This window comes from Rathayibacter sp. VKM Ac-2856, assembly GCF_013205055.1.
GTDB lineage: Bacteria > Actinomycetota > Actinomycetes > Actinomycetales > Microbacteriaceae > Rathayibacter.
Genome location: NZ_JABMLF010000003.1, coordinates 225,054 through 251,399 on the forward strand (window position 1 = coordinate 225,054; position 26,346 = coordinate 251,399).

Sequence of the window (26,346 nt, forward strand, 5' to 3'; positions counted from 1 at the left end):
CATGGCGGTCACGCTGCACGACGTCGCCCGCGCCGCCGAGGTCTCGATCAAGACGGTCTCCAACGTCATCCACGACTACCCGCACGTGCGCCCCGCCACCCGCGAGCGCGTGCAGGCCGCGATCACCGCGCTCGGCTACCGCCCGAACCTCGCCGCGCGGAGCCTGCGCCGCGGCCGCACCGGCGTGATCGGGCTGGCGCTGCCCGAGCTGAGCCTGCCGTACTTCGCCGAGCTCGCCGACAGCGTGATGCGGGCCGCGGATCCGCTCGGCCTGACGGTCCTGATCGAGCAGACCGGGGGCGACGCCGAGCGCGAGCGCACGGTGCTCACCGGGGAGCGGCGCCGGCTCACCGACGGCCTGCTCTTCAGTCCGCTCGGCCTCGGCGGCGGCGACGAGGACGCGCTGGACGTCGACTTCCCGCTGGTCCTGCTCGGCGAGCGGATCTTCTCGGACCGCACCGACCACGTCACGATGCAGAACGTCGCCGCCGCCCGCGCCGCGACCGCGCACCTGATCGCCGCGGGCCGCCGTCGCATCCTCGCGCTCGGCGCGCACGAGGGCGGCGGGGTCGGCTCGGCGTCGCTGCGCCTCGAGGGCTACCGCGCGGCGCTCGCGGACGCCGGGATCCCCTTCGACCCGCGGCTGATCGGCGGCGCCGGGCCGTGGCGGCGCTCGGGCGGCGCGGAGGCGATGCGGCGCCTGCTCGAGTCCGGGCTCGCCTTCGACGCGGTGTTCGCGCTCAACGACACCCTCGCCCTCGGCGCGCTGCGGGCGCTGCAGGACGCGGGCGTCCGGGTGCCCGAGGACGTCGCGGTGATCGGCTTCGACGACGTCGACGAGGCTCGCTACTCCTCGCCCAGTCTCAGCAGCATCGACTCCGGCCGCGACGAGATCGCGCGGACCGCGGTCGAGCTGCTGCAGGCGCGGATCGAGGGGACGCGGACCGGGCCGCCGGAGCTGCGCGAGGCGGCGTTCACGCTGATCGGGCGGGAGTCGACGGCGGGCTGACGGGGGCGGGCCTCGGCGGAGGGCGAGCCGGCGGAGGAAGCGAGCCGGCGGCGGGGACGAGCGGGTGCGGCGCGGGTCAGGCGCAGGCGCAGATCTCGCGCCGGATCCAGTCGCCGGCCTCGGCCACGGGCAGCTCGCCGCGGCGCAGCAGCCGGCTCCACTCGACCGCGCGCCCGGTCAGCCGGTCGTCGGCGCTGCCGCGGTGATCGCCGCCGATCGTGCGCATCAGGAGGTGCGCGAGCGGGCCGCCGAGGTGCAGCGAGGCGCCGGCCACCCCGGCGAAGTGCCGGGCCTGGCCGCGCGTGCCGTCGTCGTAGGGCTCCTCGAAGCCGCGGCCGCGGATCCGGTTGCTGCCGCCGGAGGCGAGATCGACGAGTCCCAGCGGCCACGGGCGGATGCCGGCGACCTCGCGCGCGGTGGCGGAGATCAGGGCGCGAGGGCGGGGCGAGGCGGCAGCGAGGGCGTCGACGCGGTCGGCGAGCGCGGAGCAGGCGTCGGGGGCGTTCACGCCCCCCAGTCGAGCACACCGCGACTGGGCGGCGGCGGAGAAGCGCACCGCCTCCGGGCGTGCGGGCCGGCGTGCGCGGCCGCTTGACACCGGCCTCGCACGCCAGCACCATCGTGTGTACAACGTTAGAAACGGCGGGCGGCGATCGCCGACGATCTCCCTCTCCGGCCCGGCCGGGGCCCGCCGACGCCTCGGAAGGGCCCCGCATGACCGACGCCACCGCCAGCACCGCCGCCGCGACCGCGCGCATCTCCCTCGACCCGGCCGCGGTCGTCGCCCCCGTGAACCCCCGGCTCTTCGGCTCGTTCGTCGAGCACCTCGGCCGCTGCGTCTACGACGGCATCTACGAGCCCGGGCACCCGACTGCGAACGAGGACGGCTTCCGCCTCGATGTCGTCGAGCTGGTCAAGGAGCTCGGCTCGACCACCGTGCGCTACCCCGGCGGCAACTTCGTCTCCGGCTACCGCTGGGAGGACGGCGTCGGCCCGCGCGAGAACCGCCCGCGCCGCCGCGACCTGGCCTGGCACTCGCTCGAGACCAACGAGGTCGGCCTGGACGACTTCGCCAAGTGGGCGAAGCTGACCGGCAGCGAGATCATGTACGCCGTCAACCTCGGCACCCGCGGGGTCCTCGAGGCCCTCGACGTGCTCGAGTACGCGAACGGCAAGGCCGGCACCTTCCTCGCCGACCAGCGCATCGCCAACGGCACGCCGGAGCCGCACGACATCCGGATGTGGTGCCTCGGCAACGAGATGGACGGCCCGTGGCAGGTCGGCCACATGAACGCCGACGACTACGGCAAGCTCGCCTCCCGCACCGCCAAGGCGCTGAAGATCGCCGACCCGTCGCTCGAGCTCGTGGTCTGCGGCTCCTCCGGCTCGTCGATGCCGACCTTCGGCGAGTGGGAGCGCGTCGTCCTCGAGCACGCGTACGACGACGTCGAGTACGTCTCCTGCCACGCGTACTACCAGGAGTACGACGGCGACCTCGGCTCGTTCCTCGCCTCCTCCGTCGAGATGGAGTTCTTCATCGCGACCGTCTCGGCGACCGTCGACCACGTCAAGCACAAGCTCCGCAAGACCAAGGACATCAAGCTCTCCTTCGACGAGTGGAACGTCTGGTACCTCCAGGAGTGGACCGAGAAGGAGAAGGCGGACGCCGAGGGCGACCAGAGCACCCGCGAGTGGGCCTACGCCCCGCGCCTGCTCGAGGACGTCTACTCGGTGGCCGACGCCGTCGTGCTCGGCAACCTGATGATCACGCTGCTGAAGAACTCCGACCGGGTCACCTCGGCGTCGCTCGCGCAGCTGGTCAACGTGATCGCGCCGATCATGACCGAGCCGGGCGGAGCCGCGTGGCGCCAGACCACGTTCTTCCCGTTCTCGACGACCGCGCGCCTGGCCTCCGGCTCGGTGCTGAAGCCGCGGATCGAGGTCGGCACGTACTCCACCGCGCGGCACGGCGACGCTCCGCTGGTCGACTCCGTCGCCACCCTCGACGACGGCCGCGCCTCGGTCTTCCTGGTGAACCGCTCGACGACCGAGGCCCTCGAGGTCACCGTCGACGTCAGCGGCCTCGGCGTCTCGACCGTCGCGGAGGCGGTCGGCATCTTCGACGAGGACGTCTACGCCAAGAACACGAAGGACGACCAGGAGCGCGTGGGCCTCAAGCCCGTCGACGCCGTCCTGGCCGACGGCGTGCTGACGCTGACGCTGCCCCCCGTCTCCTGGACGGCGGTCGCCCTGACGGCGTAGCCCCGGCGGCGCGGCCCGCCGGCCCGGGCCGACCCATGCTGATCGAGTAGCCCGCGCAGCGGGCGTATCGAGATCCCCCACCGCCGAGACTCCGGCACTCCATCCACGGGGGGGTCTCGATACGCGCGCCTGCGGCCCGCTACTCGACCAGCATGAGGAGACCCCCATCACGCGCGGCGCAGGACCTTCCCTGCCCGTGCTGACCGACGCTTGCGGCGCGGGCCCCTCCATGCTGACCGACGCTCGCGGCGCGGGCCACTCCATGCTGATCGAGTAGCCCGCACAGCGGGCGTATCGAGATCCCCACCGCCGACACTTCAGCGCAGCAGCGCCTCGAGGTCGGCGACGCCGCGGCCGGCCAGCGTCGGCCAGAGCGTTCGGTCCGCGCCGGGCGCGAGCTCGGCGTCGTGCGGCACCCCGATCGCGCGGGCCCCGGAGGCGACGGCCGCCGCGAGCCCCGTCGGCGAGTCCTCGATCGCGACGCAGCGCGCGATGTCCACGCCGAGCGCCGCCGCGGCCAGCAGGTACGGCTCCGGATCCGGCTTGCCCCGCGTCACGTCGTCGCCGGTCACGAGGGCCGCGAGCGGCACCTCCGCGGCGAGCGCGTCGACCACCACCTGCGCCATCACCCGCGAGGAGGTGGTGACGATCGCCTGCCGCACGCCCGCGCGGTGCACGTCGCGCAGCAGCTCCCGCGCACCCGGCCGCCAGCGGAGGCCGCGGCGCATCTCCGCGAGCACATCGCGCTCGAGGGCCGCCTCCACCTCGGCGTCGGGAAGCTCCACCCCCGCGGCCTGCAGCGCCCGCACCGTCTGCTCCATCGTGCTGCCGATCAGCGCGAGCGCGTCGGCCCGCGTCCACTCGCGGCCGAAGCGGCCGGCGAGCACCTCCTGCGCCCGGATCCACGCCGGCTCCGAGTCGACGATCGTGCCGTCCATGTCCCAGAGCACCGCCGCGACGCCGGGCACCGCCGCGACCCCGCGCATCGCGCCGACCCCGCTCACGCCGCGACTCCCGTCGCGCGACGGCGGCCGAGGACGCTGGCCAGCAGCACCGCCGTCACTCCCGCGATCGGCACCACCAGCAGCCCGGCGCGCAGCCCGGCCCCGTCGGCGACCAGCCCGACGAGCGGCGGCGACAGCAGGAAGCCCAGCCGCATCAGCCACGAGACGAGCGTCACTCCCGTGCCCGCCCGCAGCCCTGGGAGCTCGTCGGCCTCGTGCATCGCCGCGGGGACGGTGGTCGCGAGCCCCAGGCCGGCCGCGGCGAAGCCGAGGATCGTGCCGGGGACGGACGGGAACGCGAGCGCCGCGCCCATCCCGATCGCTGCGATCGCCCCGCCGACCCGCACCACCGCGCGCTGCCCGAAGCGGTCGACCAGCCGGTCGCCGAGGATCCGCCCCACGAACTGCGCGCCGACCAGCGCGACGAACCCGTACGCGGCCACGGCCGCACTCGCGTCGAGCGGACCGCCGAGGTACACGGCCGCCCAGGTGGACGCGGCGTCCTCGACGAGCGTGCCCGCGATCGCCACCGCGACCAGGGCCGCGAGCACCAGCACGACGCGCGGGCTGATCCGGCCCCGGGGCTCGCGGGGAGCGGCGCCCTGCTCCGACGCGGTCTCGTCGTCGCGGCCCGGGAGCAGGAACCGCAGCGCGATCAGCGAGACGACGGCGAACAGCACGCCCGAGACGCCGAGGTGGAGGGCACGGGGCAGACCGAGCGCGATCGCGCCGGCCGCCATCGATCCGCCGAGGACCGCGCCGATCGACCAGATCGCGTGGAAGGAGTTGATGATCGAGCGGCCGTAGCGGCGCTGCACCCGCAGCCCGTGGGTGTTCTGCGCCACGTCCGTGATCGCGTCGGTCGCGCCGGCGAAGGCGAGCGCGCCGGCGAAGACCAGCAGCGACGGCGAGAACCCGGCGAGCACGGTGCCGACCGCGGTCAGGATCGTGCCGAGCACGGCGGCCCGGCCGCTGCCGAGCCTGCGGATCACGACGGCCGCCGCGAGCCCCGCGACGATCGCTCCGGCGGGGAACGCGGCGATCGCGACTCCGTAGGCCGCGTTGTCGAGCGCCAGGTCGGCCTTGATCTCGGGGTAGCGCGGGACGAGGTTCGCGAAGAGCGCGCCGTTGGTCAGGAAGAGCGCGGCGACGGCGCGGCGGGCGCGGCGCGACTCGAGGGACGGCGGCGCGAGAGCGGTGGACATGCGTACGAACGTACACGCAGTGTGTACGATCGTGCGCATGGACTACTTCGCCGGGGACGACCGCACCAACCGCGAGCGCATGCTCGCCGGAGACCTCTACATCGCCGACGACCCGGAGAGCACCCGTCTCGCGCAGCGCGCCGTCCGGCTCGCCGATGCCTACCACCGCGCCGCGATCGCCGACGAGGCCGCCGCGCGCCCCCTGCTGGAGGAGCTGCTCGGCTCGCTCGGCGAGGACGCGTTCGTGAAGCCCCCGCTGTTCGTCGACTACGGCGAGAACATCACGATCGGCCCGCGCACCTTCGTCAACTACCACCTCACCGCCCTCGACGTCGCGGCGATCACCATCGGCGCCGACTGCCAGATCGGCCCGAACGTCCAGCTGCTGACGCCCACCCACCCGGTCGAGCCCGGTCCGCGCCGCGACAAGCTCGAGGCGGCGCTGCCGATCACGATCGGCGACAACGTCTGGCTGGGCGGTGGCGTGATCGTCTGCCCCGGGGTCAGCATCGGCGACGACAGCGTGATCGGAGCGGGCGCCGTGGTCACCCGCGACATTCCCGCCGGCGTCGTCGCCGTGGGCAACCCGGCCCGCGTGATCCGGAGCATCGCGGAGTGAGCGGGACCGCCGAGCGCCCGCGCGCCGCGCGCCGCACCGACCCGCACCGGCGCGACCGCATCATCGACGCCTGCCTCGACGTCATCGCCGAGGAGGGGGTCGCCGGCACCTCGCACCGCCGCGTGGCCGCCGCCGCCGATGTGCCGCTCGGCTCGATGAGCTACCACTTCGCCGGGATGGACGAGCTGCTGCACGAGGCGTTCACCCGCTTCGCCGACTCCGTCGCCGAGCAGACCCTGCGCCGGATGACGGACGCCCGCACCCCGGACGAGGCGCGCGAGGCCGTCGTCGACGTCGTCCTGCACGACATCTTCGGCAGCCGGCGCGAGCTCGTGATCACCCACGAGCTCTACACGCTCGCCGCCCGCCGCCCCGAGTACCGCAGCATCACCCGCAGCTGGATGGCCCGCTCCCGCGCCGCCCTCGAGCGCCACGTCGACCCGACGACCGCGCGCATGCTCGACGCGCTGATGGAGGGCCTGACCATCCACCGCGCCCTCGACGAGGAGCCCGCCGACGACGCGGTCGTCCGCGAGGCCGTCCGCCGCATCCTCGGCTGACCTCCCTCCCCGGGCTCCGCGAGATGCCACTTGTGCACGCCACGCACGGCGTGTCGCGCGCACAAGTGGCATCTCGCGGCGGGGAGAAGGGGTGGGCAGGGGGCGGGGCAGGTGGGGGTGGCAGGGTGGGGGGCATGGCTTCTTCGCGCGACTACGACCTCGACGAGCTGCGGGGGCGCGTCCTCGGGGCGGACGGCGGGGCTGTTGACGACAGCATCCCCGAGCTGGCCGCGGCGGATCCGTCGCTGTGCGCGATCGCACTCGCGCTGCCCGACGGGGCCGTGCGCTCGAGTGCGCAGGCCGACGTGCCGTTCAGCATCCAGTCGGCGGTCAAGCCGTTCCTCTTCGCGCTGGCACTGCTGGACACCGACGGCGATGCTCTGGATCGCGTCGGCATCGAGCCGACCGGCGAGGCCTTCGACGCGCTGAAGCTCGAGAGCGGCACCGGCCGCCCGCCGAACCCGATGGTGAACGCTGGGGCCCTGCTCACCGCAGCGCTCGTCGACGGCGGTGACGCGAGCGGCCGCAGCGCGCGGATCCTCCGCGGCCTGTCGGCGTTCGCGGGCCGCCCGCTCGACGTGGACGAGAGCGTCGCCTCGAACGAGCACCTGCTCGGCGACCGCAACCACGCCCTCGCGCACCTGATGCGCGCTGAGGGCACCCTGCAGCGCGGCGCCGATGACGCCGTCGCCGCCTACGCCCGGGCCTGCGCCGTGCTCGTCGACGCGGAGGCGCTCGCGGTGATGGGCGCCACCCTCGCCCTGGGCGGAGTGAACCCTGTCTCGGGCGAGCGCGTCGTGCCGGCCCGGGTCGCCCGGGACGTCGTGTCGGTGATGGCGACCTGCGGCGTCTACGACGGCTCGGGCCGCTGGATGCGCTCCGTCGGCGTCCCCGCCAAGTCGAGCGTCTCCGGAGCGATCGTGCTGTCCGCTCCCGGCCGCCTCGGCGCCGCCGTCGTCAGCCCGCCCCTCGACTCCCAGGGCACCAGCGTCCGCGGCGCCGCCGCGAGCACCCTCCTGTCCGCCGAGCTCGCCCTGCACTCCTTCGACCCGGTCCCGCGCTGAGCCGACCTTCTGCAGAAGAACTCGGAGCACGCGGGTCTCGATACGCCGCTCCGCGGCTACTCGACCAGCATGGGTGCGGGCACCGAGCCGGCATGAAGCGGTCACCGACCCAGCACGGGGCGGCCTGCGACCGGAACATGCTGATCGAGTAGCGCCCGACGGGCGCGTATCGAGATCCACCGTCGTCGGACGCGGGGGTCTCGATACGCCGCTCCGCGGCTGCTCGACCAGCATGGGGCGCCCACCGAGCCGGCATGGGGCGGTCACCGAGTGGGGACCGCGTGGCCCGTGCATGCTGATCGAGTAGCGCCCGCAGGGCGCGTATCGAGATGCGCCGGCGACGGCGGGAGGCGCCTAGTCGAGCAGCAGGGCCGGCTCCTCCAGCACGCTCGCGACGTCGGCGACGAAGCGGCTGACGACGTCGCCGTCGACGACGCGGTGGTCGAAGGAGCCGCCGACGGTGGTGACGAAGCGGGGGCGGACCTCGCCGTCGACGACCCACGGCTTCTGCTTGATGGTGCCGAGGGCGATGATCGCGACCTCGCCGGGGTTGAGGATCGGGGTGCCCGTGTCCATCCCGAACACGCCGATGTTGGTGATGGTGATGGTGCCGTTCTGCATGTCGGCGGCGGAGGTCTTGCCGTCGCGGGCGTCGAGGGTGAGCTTCTCGAGGGCCTGGGCGAGCTCGAGGAGGCTCATCGACTGCGCGTCCTTGACGTTGGGGACGAGGAGTCCGCGCGGGGTCGCCGCGGCGATGCCGAGGTTCACGTAGTGGCGGACGAGGATGTCGGTGTCGGTCCAGGCGGAGTTGACGGTGGGGTTCCTCCGCACCGCCCAGATGATGGCCTTGGCCATGATCAGCAGGGGCGAGACCTTGACGCCGGCGAAGTCGGGCGAGTTCTTCAGTCGCTTGACGAACTCCATCGTGCGGGTCGCGTCGACGTCGACGAAGACGCTGACGTGCGGCGCGGTGAAGGCGCTCCGCGACATCGCCGAGGCGATGGCCTTGCGGACGCCGCGGACGGGGATGCGGTCCTCGCGGGAGTCGCCCCAGGCGGGGGTCTGGATGTTGCGGAAGACGCTCGCCTGGGAGGCGTGGCGGATGACGTCGTCGCGGGTGACCTCGCCGGCCAGGCCCGTGGCCTGGACCTCGAGCAGGTCGACGTCGAGATCCTTGGCGAGCTTGCGGATCGGCGGCTTAGCGATGACGGGCAGCGCGGCGGAGGCCGGGACCGAGGTCGGGCGCGGCGGCGCGGCCGGGCGCGCGGGCGCGTCGGCGGCGGGCGCGGCGGCCGGGCGGCGACGGCGGGTGGCGACGTGTCCGCCGGCGGTGCCGTAGCCGACGAGCGCGGCGCCGGAGCCCTCACCGGGCTCGGTGGTGGAGGGAGCGGGCGGCGCGGCGGGCGGGGCCGCCTGCGCGGGCATCGCGGGGATCTCGGATCCGGCCGAGCCCGCGCCCTGCACGGTGATGATCGGCGTGCCGACGTCGACCGTCTGGCCCTCGTCGACCAGGACGTCGACGACGGTGCCGCTGAAGGGCGAGGGCAGCTCGACGAGGGACTTGGCGGTCTCGATCTCGACGAGGACCTGGTTGACGGTCACCTCGTCGCCGACCTTGACGCGCCACGCGACGATCTCGGCCTCGGTGAGGCCCTCGCCGACGTCGGGGAGGAGGAAGTGCTCTGTCATCGTCGGGACTCCTGGCTGTGCCGGTCGTTCGTGAGGAAGGGGGCGCGTCGGGACGCGAGGGGGCGGGCGCCGCTGCGAGGCGTCGTGCCGCTCAGTAGGCGAGCGAGCGGTCGACGGCCTCGAGCACGCGGTCGACGTCGGGGAGGAAGAGCTTCTCGACCTTGGCGGGCGGGAAGGGCGTGTCGAAGCCCGCGACCCGGAGCACCGGCGCCTCGAGCGAGTAGAACGCCTTCTCGGTGACGGTCGCGGCGATCTCGGAGCCGAGGCTCACATTCGCCGAGGCCTCCTGGGCGACCACGAGCCGCCCGGTCTTCCGGACCGACGCGAGCAGCGGCTCCCAGTCGATCGGCGAGAGCGAGCGCAGGTCGACGACCTCGACGCTGGTCCCCTCCTCGCCGGCGAGCTCGGCGGCCTGGAGCAGCACGGAGACCATCGGCCCCCAGCCCACCACGGTGACCTCGTCGCCCTGGCGCACGACGCGGGTCGCGTGCAGGGGGGCGGCGGAGGCGCGGAGGTCGACGTCGCCCTTGGGCCAGTAGCGGCTCTTGGGCTCGAAGAACATCACCGGATCGTCGGAGGCGATCGCCTCCTGGATCATCCAGTAGGCGTCGTTCGGGGTCGACGGGCTGACGGCGCGGAGCCCCGCGGTGTGCGCGAAGTACGCCTCGTTGCTCTCCTGGTGGTGCTCGACGGCGCCGATGTGCCCGCCGTAGGGCACCCGGATCACGACGGGCATGGTGAGCGCGCCCTCGTGCCGGTTCGTCATCTTCGCCAGCTGCGAGGTGATCTGATCGAAGGCCGGGTAGATGAAGCCGTCGAACTGGATCTCGCAGACGGGGCGGAAGCCGCGCATCGCGAGGCCGATCGCCGTGCCGACGATGCCGGACTCGGCGAGCGGGGTGTCGAGCACGCGCTGCGGGCCGAACTCGGCGTGCAGGCCCTCCGTGATGCGGAAGACGCCGCCGAGCGGTCCGATGTCCTCGCCCATCAGCAGGACGCGGTCGTTCTCGGTCATGGCGCGGCGAAGGCCCGCGTTGAGCGCCTTCGCCATGGACATGGACTCCAGCTGCGTCGCGCTGAGCGGCGGCTGGACGGTGGTGGTCGTGTCGATCGTCATCGCGGGTCGCCTCCGAGCGATTCCTCGTAGCCCTGGAGCCACGCCTTCTGCTCCGCCACCTGCTGGTGCGGCTCCGAGTACACGTGGTCGAACATCACGTCGACGGGCGGCGGCTCGAGCGCGAGCAGGCGCCGGCGGATGTCGGCCGCGAAGTCCTTCGCCTCCTCGTCCACCTCGTCGAAGAACGACTGCGGTGCACCGAGACCGCGGAGGTATGCGGAGAACCGGGTGATCGGGTCCTTCGCGACCCACGAGGCGAGCTCGTCGTCGGTCCGGTACTTGGTCGGGTCGTCGCTCGAGGTGTGCGCCCCGATGCGGTAGGTGAGCGCCTCGATGAACTGGGGTCCGCCGCCGGAGCGGGCGTCGGCGAGGTGCTTCGCGGTGACCGCGTAGCTCGCGAGCACGTCGTTGCCGTCGATCTGCACGCCGGGGATACCGAATCCGGAGGAGCGGAGGTAGAGCGGGCTGCGCGACTGCGTGGCGACGGGCACCGAGATGGCGTAGTGGTTGTTCTGCAGGAAGAACACCTCGGGCGTCTGGTAGCTGGCGGCGAAGACCATCGCCTCGCTGACGTCGCCCTGGCTGGAGGCGCCGTCGCCGAAGTAGACGATGACCGCCGCGTCCTTCTCGGGGTCACCGGTGCCGGTGGCGCCGTCGAAGCTGAGCCCCATCGCGTAGCCGGTCGCGTGCAGGGCCTGCGAGCCGAGGACCAGCGTGTAGAGGTGGAAGTTGCCGTTCGCCGGGTCGGCCGGGTCCCAGCCGCCGTGCGTCACGCCGCGCAGGAGTGCGAGCACGCGGAGCAGGTCGACGCCGCGGACCTTCGCGACGACGTGCTCGCGATAGGAGGGGAACACGTGGTCCTGCGGGCGCAGCGCGAACGCGGAGCCGACCTGCGCCGCCTCCTGCCCGTGGCTGGGGACCCAGAGGCCGAGCTGACCCTGCCGCTGCAGGTTCGCCGCCTCGATGTCGAAGCGGCGGACGACCGCCATCTCCCGGTAGAAGGAGCGGTGCTGCTCCTCATCGATCCTGTCGAGGAAGGGGGCGTACTGCTCGGCCGCGGGGGTCGGTGCGAACCGGCCGTCCGCGGTGAGGAACTGGACCGTCGGCGTCTCGCTGGTGGCTGCCACCCGACTAACCTATCCGCCTCGCGGGATGCCCCTTCGGGAGGGTCCCGACAATCTCCGCCGCCGCGGTGAGGAGCTTGTCGACAGAACTCGCCTCGCCGATCGACACCCGGATGCCCTCGGGCGGGAAGGCGCGGACGACCACGCCGGCCCGCTCGAAGACCTCGGCGGCACGCTCGGTCTCGTCGCGGGTGTCGAACCAGAGGAAGTTCGCCTCGGACTTCGGGACGGTCCAGCCCTGGTCGAGGAGCGCCTGCCAGAGCTGGTCGCGCAGCCGGGCGATCCGGGCGACGCGCTCGAGCAGCTCCTCCCGGTGCTCGAGGGAGGCGATCGCCGCGGTCTCCGCGAAGCGGGTGACGGAGAGGGGGATGGCGGTCGAGCGCGCGGCGTCGAGGATGCGCGGGTGGCCGATCGCGTAGCCGACGCGCAGGCCCGCGAGTCCGTACGCCTTCGAGAAGGTGCGGGCGACGACGAGGTTGGGGTGGCGGCCGAGGAGGGTGGCGCCGTCGACCGCGCGCTCGTCGCCGACGAACTCGGCGTAGGCCTCGTCGAGCAGCACGAGGACGTCGCCGGGGACGCGGTCGAGGAAGGCGGCGACGTCGTCCGCGGTGGCGACGGTGCCCGTCGGGTTGTTCGGGCTGCAGACGATCACCATGCGGGTGCGCTCGGTGATCGCCTGCGCCATCGCGTCGAGGTCGTGCGTGTCGTCCGCGCGCAGCGGTACGCGGACGCCGGTCGCCCCGGCGGTGGTGATCAGCGAGGGGTACGCCTCGAAGGAGCGCCAGGCGTGCACGACCTCGTCACCCGGCCCCGCGGCGGCGGTGATCAGCTGGGCGATGACCGCGACCGAGCCCGCGCCGACGATCACCTCGTCGATACCGACTCCGTAGCTCTCGGCGAGCGCCGTCCGCAGCGCGGTCGCCGCCGCGTCCGGGTAGCGGTTGAGGTCGGTGACCGCCTGCACCCGCTCGAGCACGGAGGGCAGCGGATCGAACGGGTTCTCGTTGGAGGAGAGCTTGAACGCGTCCGCGGAGGCCGCGCGTCCCTGCCGGTAGGCCGGCAGCGCGAGGATCTCGGGGCGGAGTCGGACGGGTGGCACCTGCTGGTCGGTCACCCGGCCCATGCTATTCGGGCGGCGGGCGGGCGGGCCGCGGGCGGAGCCGTACCGGGGGTTCGCCGGATACCCGCTGCGCCGGCGCCTTTGCGAGAGTGGAGGCATGCGCAGACTCCTCCTCGGCCTCGCCACCAACGCCGTCGCCCTCTGGCTGACCACGCTCGTCGTCGCCGGCGTCCGCGTCGATCCGTACGAGGAGGGCCCGACCGCGGCGGTGCTGACGTACCTCCTGGTCGCGGTGATCTTCGGCATCGTCAACTCCGTGGTCGGCGGGGTCGTCCGCGTCGTGGCCTTCCCCCTGTACGTGCTCACGCTGGGTCTCGTCTCCTTCCTGATCAACGGCCTGCTCCTGCTGCTCACCGCCTGGATCAGCGGTCTCTTCGACTTCGGCCTGGTGGTCGACGGCTTCTGGTGGGGCGTGCTCGGCGCCCTGGTGCTCGCGATCGTCAACTGGTTCCTCGGACTGCTCCTCCGTCCCTTCGCCCGCGACCGCCGCCGGGACTGACCGGCACGGTGGTCAGCCGGGCGGCGAACCGCTCTCCCGGCGCTCCCCGCCAGAGCGGGAAGAGCGCGGCCCCGGCCGCCGCCAACCGCGGGTCGGCCGAGACGTCGAGCTCGCGCGCGGTCGCGACGTAGGCCTCGAGTCCGTGCGCGGGCACCGGGCTCTCGCGGGGAGTCCCGGCCGGCGAGTCCCGCTCGATCAGCACGACGCCGGGCTCCTCCCCCGACGTCCGCCCGAAGCCGCCGAGCGCCGGCACCAGGTCGTCCGAGTGCTCGATCGACACCGAGCGCGTGCCGTCCGGCAGATCGAGTCCCCGCACCGGGCTGCCGAAGGTGACGACGTCGTGCACGTCGTAGCGCCCCGACTGCGCGATCCGGAGGGCGACCAGCCCGCCCTGCGAGTGCGCGGCGAGCGTGACGGGCGCCCCGGGCGGGATCCCGGCCGCCGCCATCGCCGCGAGCGCCCCGTCGACGGAGGCCGCCCGCCGACCGCTCATCGCCTGCAGGTTCGACGCGGCGCCGAAGGCCTGCTCGGGGTCGGCGCTCCAGTCGGTGGTGCCGGAGAGGGTGACCAGCCACTGGGCGCCGAAGCGCTCGATCACCACCTGCGGCCCGTCGGGATCGCTCGGCGGGATCCGCGCCGCCAGCTCTCCCCAGCCCGTCGGCGGCGCGTCGGCCGAGCCCGTGCGCACCGCCGGCGGCGCCACCCGCTCCACCCGCACCTCCCGCTCGCCCGGCGCCGGCAGGACTCCGAACAGGGTCCCGAGGACGACCAGCGCACCCGCCGCCGAGGCCACCCCCTCCCCGATCACCTGCTCGGACGACGGACGACCCACCGCCTCGGCCAGCTGCGGCGGCAGGAGCAGCACCCCGATCTCCGTGCCGAGCCCGATCCAGGAGATCAGCCCGCGCAGACCCTCGATCACCAGAGGGTCGCCCAGCAGCGCGCGGACGAGATCCTCCCCCTCCTCCTCCAGGTCGGCACGGGCGGACTCGTCACCCGCGAGCGCCCGCACCGCGGCCGACGCCGACCCGAACGCGGCATCGGCGACCGCCCGGACCAGCACCGCCGCGTCCTCGACGGCTCCGGGCAGCCGCCGCGCGAGGGACTCGCCCGCCCGCCGGCCGAAGACCGCGACCGCCGCCTCGGGAGCGGACACCGCGGAGAGCTCCGGCGCCGCGCCCTCCTCCGCCCGCTCGTACCCCGCCGCGGCCGCCTCGAGCGCGTCCCGCAGCGCCGCCGCCTCGGCCTCGAGCCCCCGCAGCCGCTCGCCGAGCACCGCCGCCTCGCCCGCCCGCCCCGGATCCGCGAGCCGCACCGCGACCACGACCCCCTCGCCGAGCGCGGCACAGCCGGCCAGCCCCGCCGAGAGCCGGTCGAGCACCCGTCGACGCTCGTCGAGCCCGCCCGTCTCGACCCGCACGGGAGCGACCGCGCTCATCCGTCCGCTCCCGCCGCGAGCTGCTGCGCCGCCCCCTCCGCCGTCGCGAGCCCGGCCAGCAGCTCGGCCGCCCGATCGGCGAAGCGCCGCGCCGCCGCCCCCTCCCACTCGGCGTCGGGGAGGAGACCGCCCGCCTCCCCGCGCAGCATCCCGATCCGCTCGGCGAGCGCCGCCGCCTCCGCGCTCGGCCACGGCGCGCCCGTCCCCGCACCGGCGGCCGCACCCGAAGCCCCGGCCGCACCCATGCCCGCACCCGCCTCGACCGTCATCCCTCCGCCACCTCCTGCGTCCCGTGCACTGCCCCTGCGGCAAGCCTCGGGCAGCGCGAGCGGGCGCGGACGGCCGCTCGGTCGAACCGTGGAGAGGTCGAGGATCCGACCGCTGTGGAGGACCTCCGGTGCGCCATGATGGGCGGGTGACCCCCCGCTCCCCCGCGCCGTCGGCGTTCGCCGTGTGCTTCGTCTGCACCGGCAACATCTGCCGGTCGCCGATGGCCGAGGTGGTGCTGCGCTCCCTCGCCGAGCGGGCGGGGCTCGGCTCGGTCATCGAGATCACGTCGGCCGGCACCGGCGAGTGGCATCTCGGCGAGCACGCCGATCACCGCGCCCTCGACGCGCTGCAGCGCAGGGGACTCGACGGCGCCCCGCACCGCGCGCGGCTGTTCGACCCCGCGCTGTTCGAGGAGTTCGACCTCGTCGTCGCCCTGGACCACGGCCACGAGCGGGCGCTGCGCTCCTGGGCGCGCACCGACGTCGACCGGCAGAAGATCCGGCGCCTGCTCGCCTTCGAGCCGGGCCTCTCGGCGCAGGGCGACGTCCCCGACCCCTACTATTCCGATGCGGCGGCGTTCGACTCGGTGCTCGCGCTGATCGAGCGCGCGTGCCGGGCGCTCTTCGCCCAGATCGAACCGGGACTGCGCGGCAACCGCACGGTCCGCACCGACCCGCGCTCGAGCCTCCAGAGTGCGCGGGACCCCCGAGAACCGGAAGGCACCACCGCATGACCTCGCTCCCTCCCCAGCCGCTCAGCCCCCTCGACGGCCGCTACAGCGCCGCCGTCTCCCCGCTCGGCGAGCATCTGTCGGAGGCCGGCCTGAACCGCGCGCGCGTGCACGTGGAGGTGGAGTGGCTGCTCGCCCTCACGGACCGCCGTCTCTTCGGCTCCGAGCCGGTCGAGGCCGCCGCCGCCGAGGAGCTCCGCCGCCGCGCCCGCGACTTCGGGCAGCCCGAGATCGACCAGCTCGCCGAGCTCGAGGCCACCACCCGCCACGACGTGAAGGCCGTCGAGTACCTGGTGCGCCGCTGGCTCGCCGAGCTGGGCCTGGACCGCATCGTCGAGCTCACCCACTTCGCCGCGACCAGCGAGGACATCAACAACCTCTCCTACGCGCTCGTCGTGCGCCAGGCCGTCGGCGACATCTGGCTGCCGAAGCTCCGCTCGGTCGTCGCCTCCCTGCGCGAGCTCGCCGAGCGCTACCGCGACGAGTCGATGCTCAGCCGCACCCACGGCCAGCCCGCGACGCCCACCACCATGGGCAAGGAGTTCGCCGTCTACGCGTTCCGGCTCGAGCGGGTCGTCGCGCAGATCGAGGCGACCGAGTACCTGGGCAAGTTCAGCGGAGCGACCGGCACCTTCGCCGCGCACCTCGCGGCCGACCCGGACACCGACTGGGCCGCCCTCGCCGAGGAGTTCGTCGGCTCCCTCGGCCTCGTCTTCAACCCGCTGACCACGCAGATCGAGTCGCACGACTGGCAGGCCGAGCTCTACGGCAAGGCCGCGCACGCGAACCGGATCCTGCACAACATCTGCACCGACGTCTGGACCTACATCTCGCTCGGCTACTTCCGGCAGATCCCGCAGGCCGGGGCGACCGGCTCGTCGACCATGCCGCACAAGATCAACCCGATCCGGTTCGAGAACGCCGAGGCCAACCTCGAGCTCTCCAGCGCCCTGCTCGACTCGCTCGCGCAGACCCTGGTCACCTCGCGGCTGCAGCGCGACCTCACCGACTCCACGACGCAGCGCAACATCGGCGTCGCCTTCGGCCACTCCCTGCTCGCGCTCGACAACATCGCGCGCGGCCTGCTCGAGATCGACCTGGACCCGCGCGCCCTCGCCGCCGACCTCGACACAAACTGGGAGGTGCTCGCCGAGGCGATCCAGACCGTCATCCGCGCCGAGGTCGTGGCCGGCCGCTCGTCGATCACCGACCCCTACGCGATGCTCAAGGACCTCACCCGCGGCAAGCGCCTGGGGGCGGAGGACCTCGCGGTCTTCGTCGACGGCCTCGACATCGGCGACGCCGCGAAGGCACGCCTGCGCGCGCTGACTCCGGCCGGCTACACCGGGATCGCCTCGGAGCTCGTCGACCGCCTGAGCTGAGGCCGCGGCCCCGCCCGGCGCGGACGCGGCGGCGGATGTCGGGGGTCGTGCCTACGGTCGATGCATGCCCTCCGCCTCCGCGCCCGTCTGCGCCCTCGCCGGCTGCCGCTCGGACGCCGAGCCGGGCGCACCGGTCGCGCTCTGCACGGCGCACCTCGGGCTCGCACACGACTGGGTGGCGCGCGAGGACGGCGTCGTCGACGCCCTCCCCTCGCCGTGCCTCGTCTGCGGATCGCGGCTCGGCGTGCGGCATCCGTCCGGCTGGCTCTGCGCCGCCTGCGAGTGGCGGCTCGGCGACGCCCCCGACGGCGAGCTGCCACCCCCTCGGGTCGACGTCGTCTACTACATCCGCTTCGCCGGCCGGATCAAGATCGGCACCAGCGGCAACCCGAAGCAGCGGCTGCACCGGCTGCGCCACGAGGAGCTGCTGGCCTTCGAGCGCGGTGGGCGGCCGCTCGAGCAGCACCGGCACGCGCAGTTCGCCGCCGAGCGACTGGAGCGAACGGAGTGGTTCACCCGGAGCCCCGCGCTCGACCGGCACGTCGAGACGGTCCGGGCGGGCGAGCCCGACCCGTGGGCCCTGCACCGGCGCTGGTGCAGCGAGGCGCTGGCGCTGCGGACCTGAACCGCTGCCTCCCGATGCCGCTGCTGTCAGCGCGCCCAGGCGTCGACGAGCAGCGGCCCGCGGATCTCCCGCAGCTCGTCGAGCAGCCGGTCGACGAGCCCCGCTGAGACGCCGGAGGCGAGGACGTCGTGCGGCCCGAGCACGGGCAGGCGCCCGGTGCGCACTCGGACGACCTCCCAGCCGACGGCCCGCAGCGCGCGGTCCTTCCGCCGATCCGCCTCCTCGCGCCGACCGACGTGCTCGAGCCCGTGCCGCCCCGTGGAGTCGTACTCGATCGCGACCCGGAGCTCGCTCAGCACGATGTCCGGCCACGCCTCCAGGTGCTCGAAGAACGGCCGGCTCAGCCGAACGGCCGTGAACCCCGGCTCGAACTCGAGCCGCTCCGTCAGCAGCGCCCGGAGTCGCGCCTCGACGGCCGAGGCGGGCGGGGGAGCGCAGGCGCTCGCGAACGCCTCGCCGGGCGGCAGCGCGGGCGTCTTCGTGCAGATCCTCGGCGTGCGCGCCGGGGTGCGGGAAGGACGCGCGGCATGGGCCGGTGCGGGCGGGCGCTCGGGGTTCTCTGCGAGCACGGGCGTCACCGCCGACGCCTGCGATGCCACGGACGGGGATGTCGTCGCGGACGGGGACGTCCGCGCGGGTCGAGGGGTCGGTTCGGGGATCGGCGGGGCCGCCGGCAGGGGTCTCCGCGGCTTCGCGAGTGCCGCGCAGTCCGGGCACCAGGACGAGCGGCGCCGCTCGCGGCCCGGCCGATGGCGCTGCTCCTCGGGCGTCGCGACGAACACGTGCCCCGCGTCGCAGAGCCAGCACAGGTACACGTCGGCCGCCGGCGGGATCTGGCTCAGCACGATCCCCGCGTTGTACTCGGGTCGGTACTGCCGCACGAGCACCGGGTACGAGGCCCACGCCTCCCGGTACGTCCCCACCGGGTACGGCACCTCGGCACCCCGCGAGAACCGCCGCCGCTCCCACCATCGCCCGATCGCCTCCGCCACCCCCGCACGCTAACCCCGACCACCGACGCCGACCCCCTCCGTGGTGGAGCACGACGGATCAGCCCCGGCTCGCGTCGGGCACGACCGCGTTCGCACGGCCGCGTCGTCGCCGATCGGACACATCGATGCCGAGCCCGAGGGCGAGAGCCGCCAGGGCTCCGCCGATCCACGGGCCGGGTCCGGCGCCGGTCTCGGCCAGGGCGGTCGCGACCCGCGGGACGGGCACGGGTGCGACGACGGTCGTCTCCCCCGGCGCGCCGCACTCCCCGCGGTGGAGGACCGTGCCGTCCGCGGCGGCGAGCGTCTCGACCCAGTAGTAGCTGCCGGGCTCGGTGAAGCGGGTCTCCGCGGACCAGGAGGACGCGTTCTCGTTCGGACCGGGGGTCGTGGCGACCGGACTGCCCGAGCCGTCGTAGACGCGGTTCTCCGCCGTGCACGCGGCCTGGTCGCCGCTCGCCCGGAAGGCCTCGAACGTGATCACGGCGCCGGCCGGGACCCAGCCGTTCACGACGGCCTCGTCCCTCACCGGGTCTCCCGCCTGCACTGCAGCGGTGGCCCTGGTGTGGACGTCGGGGGCGTGCACCGTGGTCGTCTCGCCGGGAGCCCCGCACTCGCCCTGGGCGAGGATGCTCCCGTCGAACGCGTGCAGCTCCTCCACCCAGTGCACGGCGCCCGCGGCGGTGAGGACGATCGGGGGCGAGGTGTAGGTGCCCGCGCCCTCGACGGCGACCGGGGCGCCCGTCGTGTCCGCCGCCAGCGTCGTCGCATCGCAGACCGGCGGCGCGGCCGGGGCGGAGGCTACGGGGCCCGGAGCGGCGCGGTAGGCCTTCCACACGAGGGACGCACCCGGGGGGACGTCCCCGGTGACGATCGCGTCGTCGGTCGCCGCGTCGTTGACGGCGACATCGGCCTCGGCTCTCGACGTCACCCCGGGCACGGTCACCTTCGTCGTCTCCCCGGGGGCTCCGCACTCGCCGCGGTGCAGGACCCTGCCGTCCCTCGTGAGCAGCGTCTCCACCCAGTGGTAGGTCCCGGGCTCGGTGAAGCGGACCTCGCCGGACCAGTGCGAGGTCTTCTCGTGCTTCCCCGCGGCGACGGGGACCGGCGACGTCGATCCCTCGTGGACCCGGGACTCGGGCGTGCACGAGGCCCTGTCGCCGATCTGCCGGTACGCCTCGAAGGTGATCACGGCCCCCTCCGGCACCTCGCCGTCGACGACCGCCTCGTCCCTCGCGGTGGCCGACAGCGGGACGGACGGCGTCGCCCTCGTGCGCACCTCGGGAGTCGTCACCCGAACGACCTCGCCCCTCGTGGCCCATCCGTCGGCCCAGCCACGGGTGAAGAGCGTCTCGGGAGCGGACCACACCCAGACGATGTGCCCGGCGGAGCCCGCGGGCGCGGTCGCCGGCTCCGACGTGAAGGTGCCGGGACCCTCGACCACGATGCTCGACGTCGTCAGAACCGTCGCGCTCTCGGGCTTCGTCGCCGGGACCTCTCCGGTGCCGGGCACCCAGTAGGCGGTGCCCGTGAAGGTGACGGGGACGTTCCGGCCGTCCTTCCTGAGCCAGGCCCCGGTGTCCTTCACCGTCAGCGTGTCCGTAGAGGTCGCCGTGACGGGGATCTCCTCGTCCGCGACTCGGGTCTCGGCGGCGACGGTCGTCGGCGAGAGGTGCGTCTCCGCGACGAGGCCGAACCGGTCCGACCACGTGTAGCCGTCGGGCAGGAACGGCTTCGCGCGCTCCGCCTGCCACGCCTCCTCGACCCGCCAGACCCACGTGTAGAACCCGGCCGAGGGGACCGTGACGCCCGGAGACGTGTACGACCCGGGGCCGGTCGCGGTCAGCTCGACGCCGCCGACCACCGGCGCACCCGCCGGAGCGGAATCGGACGGCGTCGGCTGCTCGGTGAAGGGACCGTGGAGCGTTCCCCGGTACACGACGGGGACGGGCGCGCCGTCGAGGGTGCGCCACTCGGCCGACCCCGGCGCGACTCCCGCCCGAACGGTGTCGATCGCCTGCTTCCCCGCCTCCACCCGCTGTGTCGACACCTGCGTCGACGCGATCGGCGAGAACAGCATCGGGATCGGCGCGGAGGCCGCCGTGGCGGCGGCGATCGTGAACGAGCCGTCGATCTTCTGCCCCTTCGACGCCGACCACTGCTCCGCTGTCCTCCCCGGAGCCCACGTCGTGATGTTGCCGACGTAGCCGGACGCCCCCGCCACCCGGATCTCGTCGGACCGCGCCTCGACGGCGACGTCCGAGCCGCCGCCCGGGACGACGCGGAACCGGCGCGACTCCCCGCTCGTCATCGTCGAGTCCCCCGACCCGCTTCCGTCGAACACGGCGTTCGTCAGATGGACCGCGCCCGCCTGACCTGCCGGATCGGTCTGAAAAGCGACGGTGCCGGTGCCGGTGCTCGCGTCCACGTCGAGGGTCAGCGACGCCGACCCCGACGTCCGCCCCGGCGTGACCGCCGTCACCCCGGCGGCCTCGGCCCGGTACTGACGGAGCAGCCCGAGCACGGCGTCGCGGTTCGCCCCGGCTCGTGCGCTGTAGTAGACGTCACCCGGCATGCCGTGGCTGTTGTAGGCCGCGTTGTCCGCCAGGTCCCAGACGTAGAGCGCGACCGCGGCCGCAGTGTTGGCGTCCTCCGTGGTGCCGTGCACGTCGACGATGTAACTCAGGCGCGCGAGCTGATCGGGCGAGAGGGAGTTCCAGTCGCTGTTGAGCGACGGCCCCGACGTCGGGCTGTACGGGATCGACGCCATGATCTGCAGGCAGTAGGCGAGCGTTCCGTCCGGATGCCGGTAGGCGCCCAGGAATCCCTTCCCGACATCGAACCCCGCGCCGTGCGTGGCGGCCGACGCCGACGACGGCGCGAGGAAGGAGGTGGTCACGGCCCAGGACGTGCCTGCGCCGCCGACCAGTCCCGTCGCCAGCAGGCCGGCGGCCAATCGTCGACCCGCCGGCATCCGTCCCCGGTGCGCGGCGGCCGGTGGCGCTTGCCGCCGCGTCCGCCCACGGGACGCGCCCCCTGCGCCTCGGGAGGGCTCCCCATTCCGTCGCTCTCGTTCCATGCCGTCGTCTCCTCTGCGCCCGTCGAGGCTCGTGCCTCACGCGACTGCCGGATGCGACCGCGTGCCGACCCGTGGAGGGCCTGCCGACGGTCATCAACGTATCCGTCCTATGGGATCATGGTTCCGTTGGCGCGAATCATCAGCCGCGTGGATGGTGTCGTGCCGGCAGCGGGGGCGATTCCGCGTCGACACCGTGCGGGAGGATGAGGGCATGTCATCGTCTGTGTCGCCCGCGACGAACCGAGCGACCCCGGAGGAGGCCGAGCTGGCCGTCCGGGTGATCGGCAGCGAGATCAACCGGGGGATCCTGCGGTCGCTCTCCCGGGCGGCGCGCCCCGAGCTGGGCCTGCTGTTCGGCGAGCTCGCGGAGGCGATCGGGCCCGAGCTGCCGACGGGACGCGCCACGACGACGAGCCTCTACCGGCACCTGATCGAGCTGGAGGACGCCGGAGTGGTCCTGGGCAATCTTCCGCGCGAGCAGCGCCGGGGACGCTCGGTGCAGTACCGGATCGTCCCGTCGCGCCTGGAGGAGATCTACGCGCGCAGCCTGGCGTACGCGCTCGGCGAGACCGACCGGGACGACGCCACCGCGTAGAGCGCGTGCGGACAGCGGGCAGCGGCGGGCGGCCTGCACGCGTGGGTCTCGATACGGCCCTGCGGGCCTACTCGACCAGCATGAGCGGGCCTACTCGAACAGCATGAGCGGGCCTACTCGACCAGCATGAGGGGGCGGGGACGACGGCCCTGCAGTGATGCTCGATCGGCTGGTCCTGAGGGAGGGGCACACAGCTGCGCCCGTTGTACTCGCCGTCTGCACACGTTGGTCTCGATACGGCCCTGCGGGCCTACTCGACCAGCATGAGCGGACGGGGGCGGACGCGGTTCACCGCGGGCCGACGCCGTCGACCAGGAGGGGCGCCCACAGGGCTCCACCGCAGATGCGAGCGCACCGCGGAATCGCGTGCCAAGCGATTGCGCGGAGCGGACGCGACACGCTCTGCGGTACCCGGCCAGCCCGACAAGCCGACCGCGGGGAGGTGCGACCGGCTCGTCGGCGCCGGCGACTCCGTCGCCTAGCGCCGACGAACCGGTCGCACCGACCTAATGAGCACCGTCCTGCTCGTCGAGGTCGGCGATCTCGGCCTCGTCGGGCTTGAAGGTGAGGGAGAACATCGCGATGGCGACGAGCACGACGATGAAGGCGACGCCGAAGCCGATGAGGGCGACGACGAGCTCACGGGTCGACATGAGCACGACGAGGCCGACGAAGGCGGCCATGACGGCGGAGAGGCCGATCAGCTCGGCGGGGCGCAGGCGGTCCTTCCGGGTCGGGCGGAAGGTGCGCGGCGCGAAGTCGTCGTCGGACGGCGACGGCTCGGAGCGCGCGGGCTCGGGGCGCGAGGGCTCGGGGCGCGACGGCTCGGACGAGGCGGGGTCGGGGGCGGTCATCGGTCTCCTCCGGTGGTGGGGGTGGAGGGTGCGGCGGCATCGGCGCCGGCGGCCCACTTGAGCGAGAACGCGGCGATCGCGAGGAAGACGGCGAGCATCACGGCGTAGGCACCGAGGAGCCCGACCGAGACCACGGGGTGCGGCGGCAGCAGGGCGAAGGCCGCTCCGAGGAGGACCGTGCCGATCCCGATGATCCGCGCGTCGCGGGCGGCGAGGCCCGCGCTCCGGCGGCCGCTGGAGAACTCGAGCGAGCCGGAGACGAGCGCCCAGCCGGCGACCAGCGCGATGAACGGCAGCAGCGCCGCGACCGGCAGGGCGACGAGCGCGAGCACGCCGGCGGCGAGGGTGACCCCGGCGGAGGCGAGGGCGAGGGTGCGGCCGCGGCCGACGGGCGTGCGCAGGCCGATCACGAGGGCGACGGCTCCGCTGAGGATCGCGAACCCGGCGAAGACGGCGAAGCCGAAGGCCGGTCCGTGGTCGGGCGAGAAGGTGACCACCACGCCTGCGACGGCCGCGACGGCGGCTCGCGCGAGGTGCAGGGGCCACAGTCGGCTGGCGGTGTCGGCTTCGGCCACGGTCGAGCCTCTCTGGTGGTGCGGGCGGGTCGGGGTCGCGCGAGCGCGGGGACCGAGCGGCGTCGCCGGGTCCGTCGGTGCGGTGTCCCGCACGATCCGGAGGACGCCCCGCCCGGCGAGCGGACGGCCGCCTCCGCGGACCCTGTGATTTTACGCTCCCGCGGACGCTCGCGGCGCCGTGGGGGTCCCGGGAGCCGGGATGCTCGGCGACCGTGGAGGGTGGCGCCTCCCCCCACCGCTCGCGCGCCACGGGCGTGCGCCCCCGCGTGCGCCGTGTTTCCGCGCGATTAAAACCCCGGCTGAAACCCCGGCGCCGCTCCGCACGGACTCGTGGTCCACAGCGAGCGCTCGCTATCGTGGGTTCCACCCGCGCGCCCCACCCCTGGGCGCGATCACCACCCCCCACCAGGCACCGGGCGGTCTCCCCCGCCGTCCCGCCCGCCGACATCCCTGGAGTTGATGCCTTGAACGGACTGGATCTCGCGATCCTCGCGCAGCGAGCACGCGATCTGGCCTTCAGCAAGCTGGTCGCCGGCGGTTTCCACCGCTTCGGCAAGGGTTCCCGGATCTGCCTGCCCTTCCGGATCGGTCCGGGCCAGGGCAAGCGGATCTCCATCGGCGAGAACGTGCTGATCAGCGCGAACTGCATGCTGATGGTCCCCTCCGACGACGCGCCCACGCCCGCCCTGATCATCGGCGACCGCGTGCGCATGAACATGACCGCGATCACCGCCGTGAAGAGCGTCGTCATCGAGGAGGGCGTCGGCATCGCCCGCGGCGTCTACATCTCGGACCACTCGCACGGCTTCATGGACCCGACGCGGTTCATCCGCGACCAGGGCGTGGACCGCATCGCCCCGGTGCGCATCGGCCGCGGCGCCTGGCTCGGCGAGAACGCCGTGATCATGCCCGGCGTCACCGTCGGCCGCGGCGCCGTGATCGGCGCGAACGCCGTCGTCCGCGAGGACGTCCCCGACTACTCCGTCGCCGTCGGCGTGCCCGCGCGCGTCATCCGGACCTTCGCGTGAGGAACGCCGTGCCCGAATCGACTGTGCCCGAACCGACCCTGCCCGAGCGGACCGCGGACGGGGTCGTCCGCGACGTCGTCTTCACCTTCTCCTACGAGACGTACACGGACGCGGCCCGCCGCGGCATGATGCGCCCGCCGGACCGCATCCTGCACTCCCTGATGGAGAGCCCGCAGGTCGGGCGCCTCATCGTGGCGAACCCGTACCGCTTCCTCCCGACGACGCTCGCCCGCGGCGTGCTGGGCCGCGAGGTCGAGTTCCCGTCGACCCCGCAGCGCGTCCTGCACACCCCGCTGCGCCTGCGCCGCTCCGACCCGACCGACATCGCCGGCCTGGAGAAGGAGTACCGGGCCTACGACCGCGGTCTCGCGAAGCTCGCGGACGAGATGGAGCTCGTGCGGCCCGTGGTCGTCACGACCAGCCCCGTGGTGGCCGGCTTCTCGCCGTTCGAGTGGGCGGAGCACGTGATGTTCTTCGCCCGCGACGACTGGACGACGTCGACCCGCTGGAAGAACCACTGGCCCGCGTTCCAGGAGGCCTACCGCCGCGTCGCGACCAGCGGCCGCTCGGTGACCGCCGTCTCGCAGGAGATCATCGACCGCATCGCGCCGACCGGACCGCACGCCGTGGTCCCGAACGGCGTCTCGCCCGAGGAGTGGACGGGCCCCGTGCCCGACGCCCCGGAGTGGCTCGCCCGGATCCCCGGACCGCGCGCGCTGCACGTGGGCACGCTGGACGACCGGCTCGACGTCGAGGGGATCGTCGCGGTCGCCACCGCGCACCCCGAGCTGCAGATCGTCCTGATGGGCCCGCAGCCCGACCCGGGCTACCTGGCTCCGCTCGCGCCGTTCGCGAACGTGCACCTGCACCACTCCGTCGGCCGCCGCGAGCTGGTGGCGACGATGCGCAACGTCGAGCTCTGCCTCCTCGCGCACCGCCGCACCCCGCTGACCGAGGCGATGAGCCCGCTGAAGCTCTACGAGTACGTCGCGAGCGGCTGCCCGGTGATCTCCGTCGACCTGCCGCCGATCCACGGCATCAGCGACCGGATCCGCATCGTCCCGACCATGGCGGAGTTCGCCGCGGTCGTCGACGACGCCCTCGCCGACGGCCCCGCCACCGAGGACGAGCGCCTCGGATGGATCCACGCGAACTCGTGGGCCGCGCGCCACGAGACCGTGCTCGACATCCTGCTGGACCGCGACGGCGGCCGCCGCCGCTCCGGCGGGTCCTCGGCTCTCCGGGCCGGCTGAGTCAATCCACCTAAGGTCTCGGCTCCGAAGTAGCAAACGATCGGGCGCCTCACTATCGTGGGGGTGGCATCGCGGCCCGCTCCGCTGTGCCCTCGTCCTCGGACGGCGAGCACACGTCCAGGCGCAGGAACGTCCAGGCGCAGGAGTGGGACCGCCGTGCCGGCACCGCCGACGACCCCGACGTCGCGGTCCCTCCCGCCCGATCTCCACCGACCGACCAGGACCACGATGCAGCGCAGGCTCCCCGCCCCTCCCC

At 73.9% G+C, this 26,346-nt stretch carries 25 protein-coding genes; 12 read left to right on the forward strand and 13 right to left on the reverse strand.

Features of this window, described 5'->3' with window-relative positions; translation table 11 throughout:
• Position 1: 1 nt before the first annotated feature.
• Entirely contained in the window at positions 2–1,009 is a 1,008-nt protein-coding gene (locus HQQ82_RS11635; protein ID WP_173233325.1) for a LacI family DNA-binding transcriptional regulator, read from the forward strand.
• Between the two features lie 76 nt (positions 1,010–1,085).
• On the opposite strand, the gene HQQ82_RS11640 is transcribed toward HQQ82_RS11635, so the two are convergent.
• Positions 1,086–1,517 (reverse strand): hypothetical protein, encoded by a 432-nt coding sequence (locus HQQ82_RS11640; protein WP_173233327.1) that lies wholly within the window; start codon positions 1,515–1,517, stop codon positions 1,086–1,088.
• Between the two features lie 206 nt (positions 1,518–1,723).
• Here HQQ82_RS11640 and HQQ82_RS11645 point away from each other — a divergent pair, with 206 nt between their 5' ends.
• Positions 1,724–3,271, forward strand: a complete 1,548-nt coding sequence (locus HQQ82_RS11645; protein WP_173233328.1) for an alpha-N-arabinofuranosidase — start codon at positions 1,724–1,726, stop codon at positions 3,269–3,271.
• 317 nt (positions 3,272–3,588) lie between these two features.
• Here HQQ82_RS11645 and HQQ82_RS11650 read toward each other — a convergent pair whose 3' ends face one another.
• Together HQQ82_RS11650 and HQQ82_RS11655 are read right to left on the reverse strand one after the other, a co-directional pair.
• Positions 3,589–4,275 (reverse strand): HAD family hydrolase, encoded by a 687-nt coding sequence (locus tag HQQ82_RS11650; protein WP_367947928.1) that lies wholly within the window; start codon positions 4,273–4,275, stop codon positions 3,589–3,591.
• Positions 4,272–5,480 carry an MFS transporter gene (locus tag HQQ82_RS11655; protein ID WP_173233330.1) on the reverse strand — a complete coding sequence of 403 codons (1,209 nt, stop codon included), beginning with the start codon at positions 5,478–5,480 and terminating at the stop codon, positions 4,272–4,274. The genes HQQ82_RS11650 and HQQ82_RS11655 overlap by 4 nt, the downstream gene beginning before the upstream one ends.
• Positions 5,481–5,511: 31 nt before the next feature.
• On the opposite strand from HQQ82_RS11655, the gene HQQ82_RS11660 reads away from it, so the two are divergent.
• From HQQ82_RS11660 to glsA, 3 genes are all read left to right on the forward strand, one after another.
• Complete coding sequence (locus HQQ82_RS11660) at positions 5,512–6,099, forward strand: sugar O-acetyltransferase (RefSeq protein ID WP_173233846.1); 588 nt, start codon at positions 5,512–5,514, stop codon at positions 6,097–6,099.
• The gene (locus HQQ82_RS11665; RefSeq protein WP_173233332.1) at positions 6,096–6,659 is read left to right on the forward strand and encodes a TetR family transcriptional regulator; all 564 of its coding nucleotides are present in this window, start codon (positions 6,096–6,098) and stop codon (positions 6,657–6,659) included. Before HQQ82_RS11660 ends, HQQ82_RS11665 begins: the two co-directional genes overlap by 4 nt.
• Before the next feature lie 134 nt (positions 6,660–6,793).
• The gene (gene glsA, locus HQQ82_RS11670) at positions 6,794–7,723 is read left to right on the forward strand and encodes a glutaminase A (protein ID WP_173233334.1); all 930 of its coding nucleotides are present in this window, start codon (positions 6,794–6,796) and stop codon (positions 7,721–7,723) included.
• Positions 7,724–8,077: 354 nt separating this feature from the next.
• Here glsA and HQQ82_RS11675 read toward each other — a convergent pair whose 3' ends face one another.
• The 4 genes from HQQ82_RS11675 to hisC form a co-directional block, all read right to left on the reverse strand.
• A complete protein-coding gene (locus HQQ82_RS11675; RefSeq protein ID WP_173233336.1) occupies positions 8,078–9,412 on the reverse strand; it encodes a dihydrolipoamide acetyltransferase family protein in 1,335 nt (444 codons plus the stop codon).
• A 91-nt stretch (positions 9,413–9,503) separates the two neighbouring features.
• Positions 9,504–10,529, reverse strand: coding sequence for an alpha-ketoacid dehydrogenase subunit beta (locus HQQ82_RS11680; RefSeq protein ID WP_254071437.1), 1,026 nt, complete (start codon positions 10,527–10,529; stop codon positions 9,504–9,506).
• Complete coding sequence (locus tag HQQ82_RS11685) at positions 10,526–11,656, reverse strand: thiamine pyrophosphate-dependent dehydrogenase E1 component subunit alpha (protein ID WP_173233338.1); 1,131 nt, start codon at positions 11,654–11,656, stop codon at positions 10,526–10,528. Before HQQ82_RS11685 ends, HQQ82_RS11680 begins: the two co-directional genes overlap by 4 nt.
• 4 nt (positions 11,657–11,660) lie before the next feature.
• Entirely contained in the window at positions 11,661–12,776 is a 1,116-nt protein-coding gene (hisC, locus tag HQQ82_RS11690) for a histidinol-phosphate transaminase (RefSeq protein WP_173233340.1), read from the reverse strand.
• A gap of 94 nt (positions 12,777–12,870) precedes the next feature.
• Between hisC and HQQ82_RS11695 the strand changes: the two genes are divergently transcribed.
• Complete coding sequence (locus HQQ82_RS11695; protein ID WP_173233342.1) at positions 12,871–13,272, forward strand: phage holin family protein; 402 nt, start codon at positions 12,871–12,873, stop codon at positions 13,270–13,272.
• Here the strand turns inward: HQQ82_RS11695 and HQQ82_RS11700 are convergent.
• On the reverse strand, positions 13,214–14,710 hold the full coding sequence (locus HQQ82_RS11700; protein ID WP_173233344.1) for an alpha/beta hydrolase: 1,497 nt from the start codon (positions 14,708–14,710) through the stop codon (positions 13,214–13,216). The genes HQQ82_RS11695 and HQQ82_RS11700 overlap by 59 nt on opposite strands.
• A complete protein-coding gene (locus HQQ82_RS11705) occupies positions 14,707–14,979 on the reverse strand; it encodes a hypothetical protein (RefSeq protein ID WP_173233346.1) in 273 nt (90 codons plus the stop codon). The genes HQQ82_RS11700 and HQQ82_RS11705 overlap by 4 nt, the downstream gene beginning before the upstream one ends.
• A 146-nt stretch (positions 14,980–15,125) precedes the next feature.
• On the opposite strand from HQQ82_RS11705, the gene HQQ82_RS11710 reads away from it, so the two are divergent.
• From HQQ82_RS11710 to HQQ82_RS11720, 3 genes are all read left to right on the forward strand, one after another.
• Positions 15,126–15,713 (forward strand): low molecular weight protein-tyrosine-phosphatase, encoded by a 588-nt coding sequence (locus HQQ82_RS11710; protein ID WP_367947927.1) that lies wholly within the window; start codon positions 15,126–15,128, stop codon positions 15,711–15,713.
• The gene (gene purB, locus HQQ82_RS11715; RefSeq protein WP_173233348.1) at positions 15,710–17,092 is read left to right on the forward strand and encodes an adenylosuccinate lyase; all 1,383 of its coding nucleotides are present in this window, start codon (positions 15,710–15,712) and stop codon (positions 17,090–17,092) included. Before HQQ82_RS11710 ends, purB begins: the two co-directional genes overlap by 4 nt.
• Positions 17,093–17,156: 64 nt before the next feature.
• Complete coding sequence (locus tag HQQ82_RS11720) at positions 17,157–17,717, forward strand: GIY-YIG nuclease family protein (protein WP_173233350.1); 561 nt, start codon at positions 17,157–17,159, stop codon at positions 17,715–17,717.
• Between the two features lie 26 nt (positions 17,718–17,743).
• Here the strand turns inward: HQQ82_RS11720 and HQQ82_RS11725 are convergent, their stop codons facing one another.
• Both HQQ82_RS11725 and HQQ82_RS11730 read right to left on the reverse strand, forming a co-directional pair.
• Complete coding sequence (locus HQQ82_RS11725; RefSeq protein ID WP_173233352.1) at positions 17,744–18,709, reverse strand: hypothetical protein; 966 nt, start codon at positions 18,707–18,709, stop codon at positions 17,744–17,746.
• A 58-nt stretch (positions 18,710–18,767) separates the two neighbouring features.
• The gene (locus HQQ82_RS11730; protein WP_173233354.1) at positions 18,768–21,662 is read right to left on the reverse strand and encodes a hypothetical protein; all 2,895 of its coding nucleotides are present in this window, start codon (positions 21,660–21,662) and stop codon (positions 18,768–18,770) included.
• 334 nt (positions 21,663–21,996) lie between these two features.
• On the opposite strand from HQQ82_RS11730, the gene HQQ82_RS11735 reads away from it, so the two are divergent.
• A complete protein-coding gene (locus HQQ82_RS11735; protein WP_173233356.1) occupies positions 21,997–22,380 on the forward strand; it encodes a hypothetical protein in 384 nt (127 codons plus the stop codon).
• Positions 22,381–22,886: 506 nt separating this feature from the next.
• On the opposite strand, the gene HQQ82_RS19985 is transcribed toward HQQ82_RS11735, so the two are convergent.
• Together HQQ82_RS19985 and HQQ82_RS11745 are read right to left on the reverse strand one after the other, a co-directional pair.
• Positions 22,887–23,234, reverse strand: coding sequence for a hypothetical protein (locus HQQ82_RS19985; RefSeq protein ID WP_254071436.1), 348 nt, complete (start codon positions 23,232–23,234; stop codon positions 22,887–22,889).
• A complete protein-coding gene (locus HQQ82_RS11745) occupies positions 23,231–23,809 on the reverse strand; it encodes a hypothetical protein (RefSeq protein ID WP_173233357.1) in 579 nt (192 codons plus the stop codon). Before HQQ82_RS11745 ends, HQQ82_RS19985 begins: the two co-directional genes overlap by 4 nt.
• Before the next feature lie 464 nt (positions 23,810–24,273).
• Between HQQ82_RS11745 and HQQ82_RS20370 the strand changes: the two genes are divergently transcribed.
• Together HQQ82_RS20370 and HQQ82_RS11755 are read left to right on the forward strand one after the other, a co-directional pair.
• Positions 24,274–24,837 (forward strand): DapH/DapD/GlmU-related protein, encoded by a 564-nt coding sequence (locus HQQ82_RS20370; RefSeq protein WP_173233359.1) that lies wholly within the window; start codon positions 24,274–24,276, stop codon positions 24,835–24,837.
• A gap of 8 nt (positions 24,838–24,845) precedes the next feature.
• Positions 24,846–26,090, forward strand: coding sequence for a hypothetical protein (locus HQQ82_RS11755; protein ID WP_173233361.1), 1,245 nt, complete (start codon positions 24,846–24,848; stop codon positions 26,088–26,090).
• Positions 26,091–26,346: the final 256 nt, after the last annotated feature.

Excerpts from the sequence above, each read along its gene's own strand:
- HQQ82_RS11635 (WP_173233325.1), top strand. The coding sequence starts at position 2 with ATGGCGGTCACGCTGCACGACGTCGCCCGCGCCGCCGAGGTCTCGATC.
- HQQ82_RS19985 (WP_254071436.1), bottom strand. The coding sequence starts at position 23,234 with ATGACCGCCCCCGACCCCGCCTCGTCCGAGCCGTCGCGCCCCGAGCCC.
- HQQ82_RS11705 (WP_173233346.1), bottom strand. The coding sequence starts at position 14,979 with ATGACGGTCGAGGCGGGTGCGGGCATGGGTGCGGCCGGGGCTTCGGGT.
- HQQ82_RS11700 (WP_173233344.1), bottom strand. The coding sequence starts at position 14,710 with ATGAGCGCGGTCGCTCCCGTGCGGGTCGAGACGGGCGGGCTCGACGAG.
- glsA (WP_173233334.1), top strand. The coding sequence starts at position 6,794 with ATGGCTTCTTCGCGCGACTACGACCTCGACGAGCTGCGGGGGCGCGTC.
- HQQ82_RS11680 (WP_254071437.1), bottom strand. The coding sequence starts at position 10,529 with ATGACGATCGACACGACCACCACCGTCCAGCCGCCGCTCAGCGCGACG.
- HQQ82_RS11720 (WP_173233350.1), top strand. The coding sequence starts at position 17,157 with ATGCCCTCCGCCTCCGCGCCCGTCTGCGCCCTCGCCGGCTGCCGCTCG.
- HQQ82_RS11655 (WP_173233330.1), bottom strand. The coding sequence starts at position 5,480 with ATGTCCACCGCTCTCGCGCCGCCGTCCCTCGAGTCGCGCCGCGCCCGC.
- hisC (WP_173233340.1), bottom strand. The coding sequence starts at position 12,776 with ATGGGCCGGGTGACCGACCAGCAGGTGCCACCCGTCCGACTCCGCCCC.
- HQQ82_RS11695 (WP_173233342.1), top strand. The coding sequence starts at position 12,871 with ATGCGCAGACTCCTCCTCGGCCTCGCCACCAACGCCGTCGCCCTCTGG.
- HQQ82_RS11735 (WP_173233356.1), top strand. The coding sequence starts at position 21,997 with ATGTCATCGTCTGTGTCGCCCGCGACGAACCGAGCGACCCCGGAGGAG.
- HQQ82_RS11645 (WP_173233328.1), top strand. The coding sequence starts at position 1,724 with ATGACCGACGCCACCGCCAGCACCGCCGCCGCGACCGCGCGCATCTCC.
- HQQ82_RS11675 (WP_173233336.1), bottom strand. The coding sequence starts at position 9,412 with ATGACAGAGCACTTCCTCCTCCCCGACGTCGGCGAGGGCCTCACCGAG.
- purB (WP_173233348.1), top strand. The coding sequence starts at position 15,710 with ATGACCTCGCTCCCTCCCCAGCCGCTCAGCCCCCTCGACGGCCGCTAC.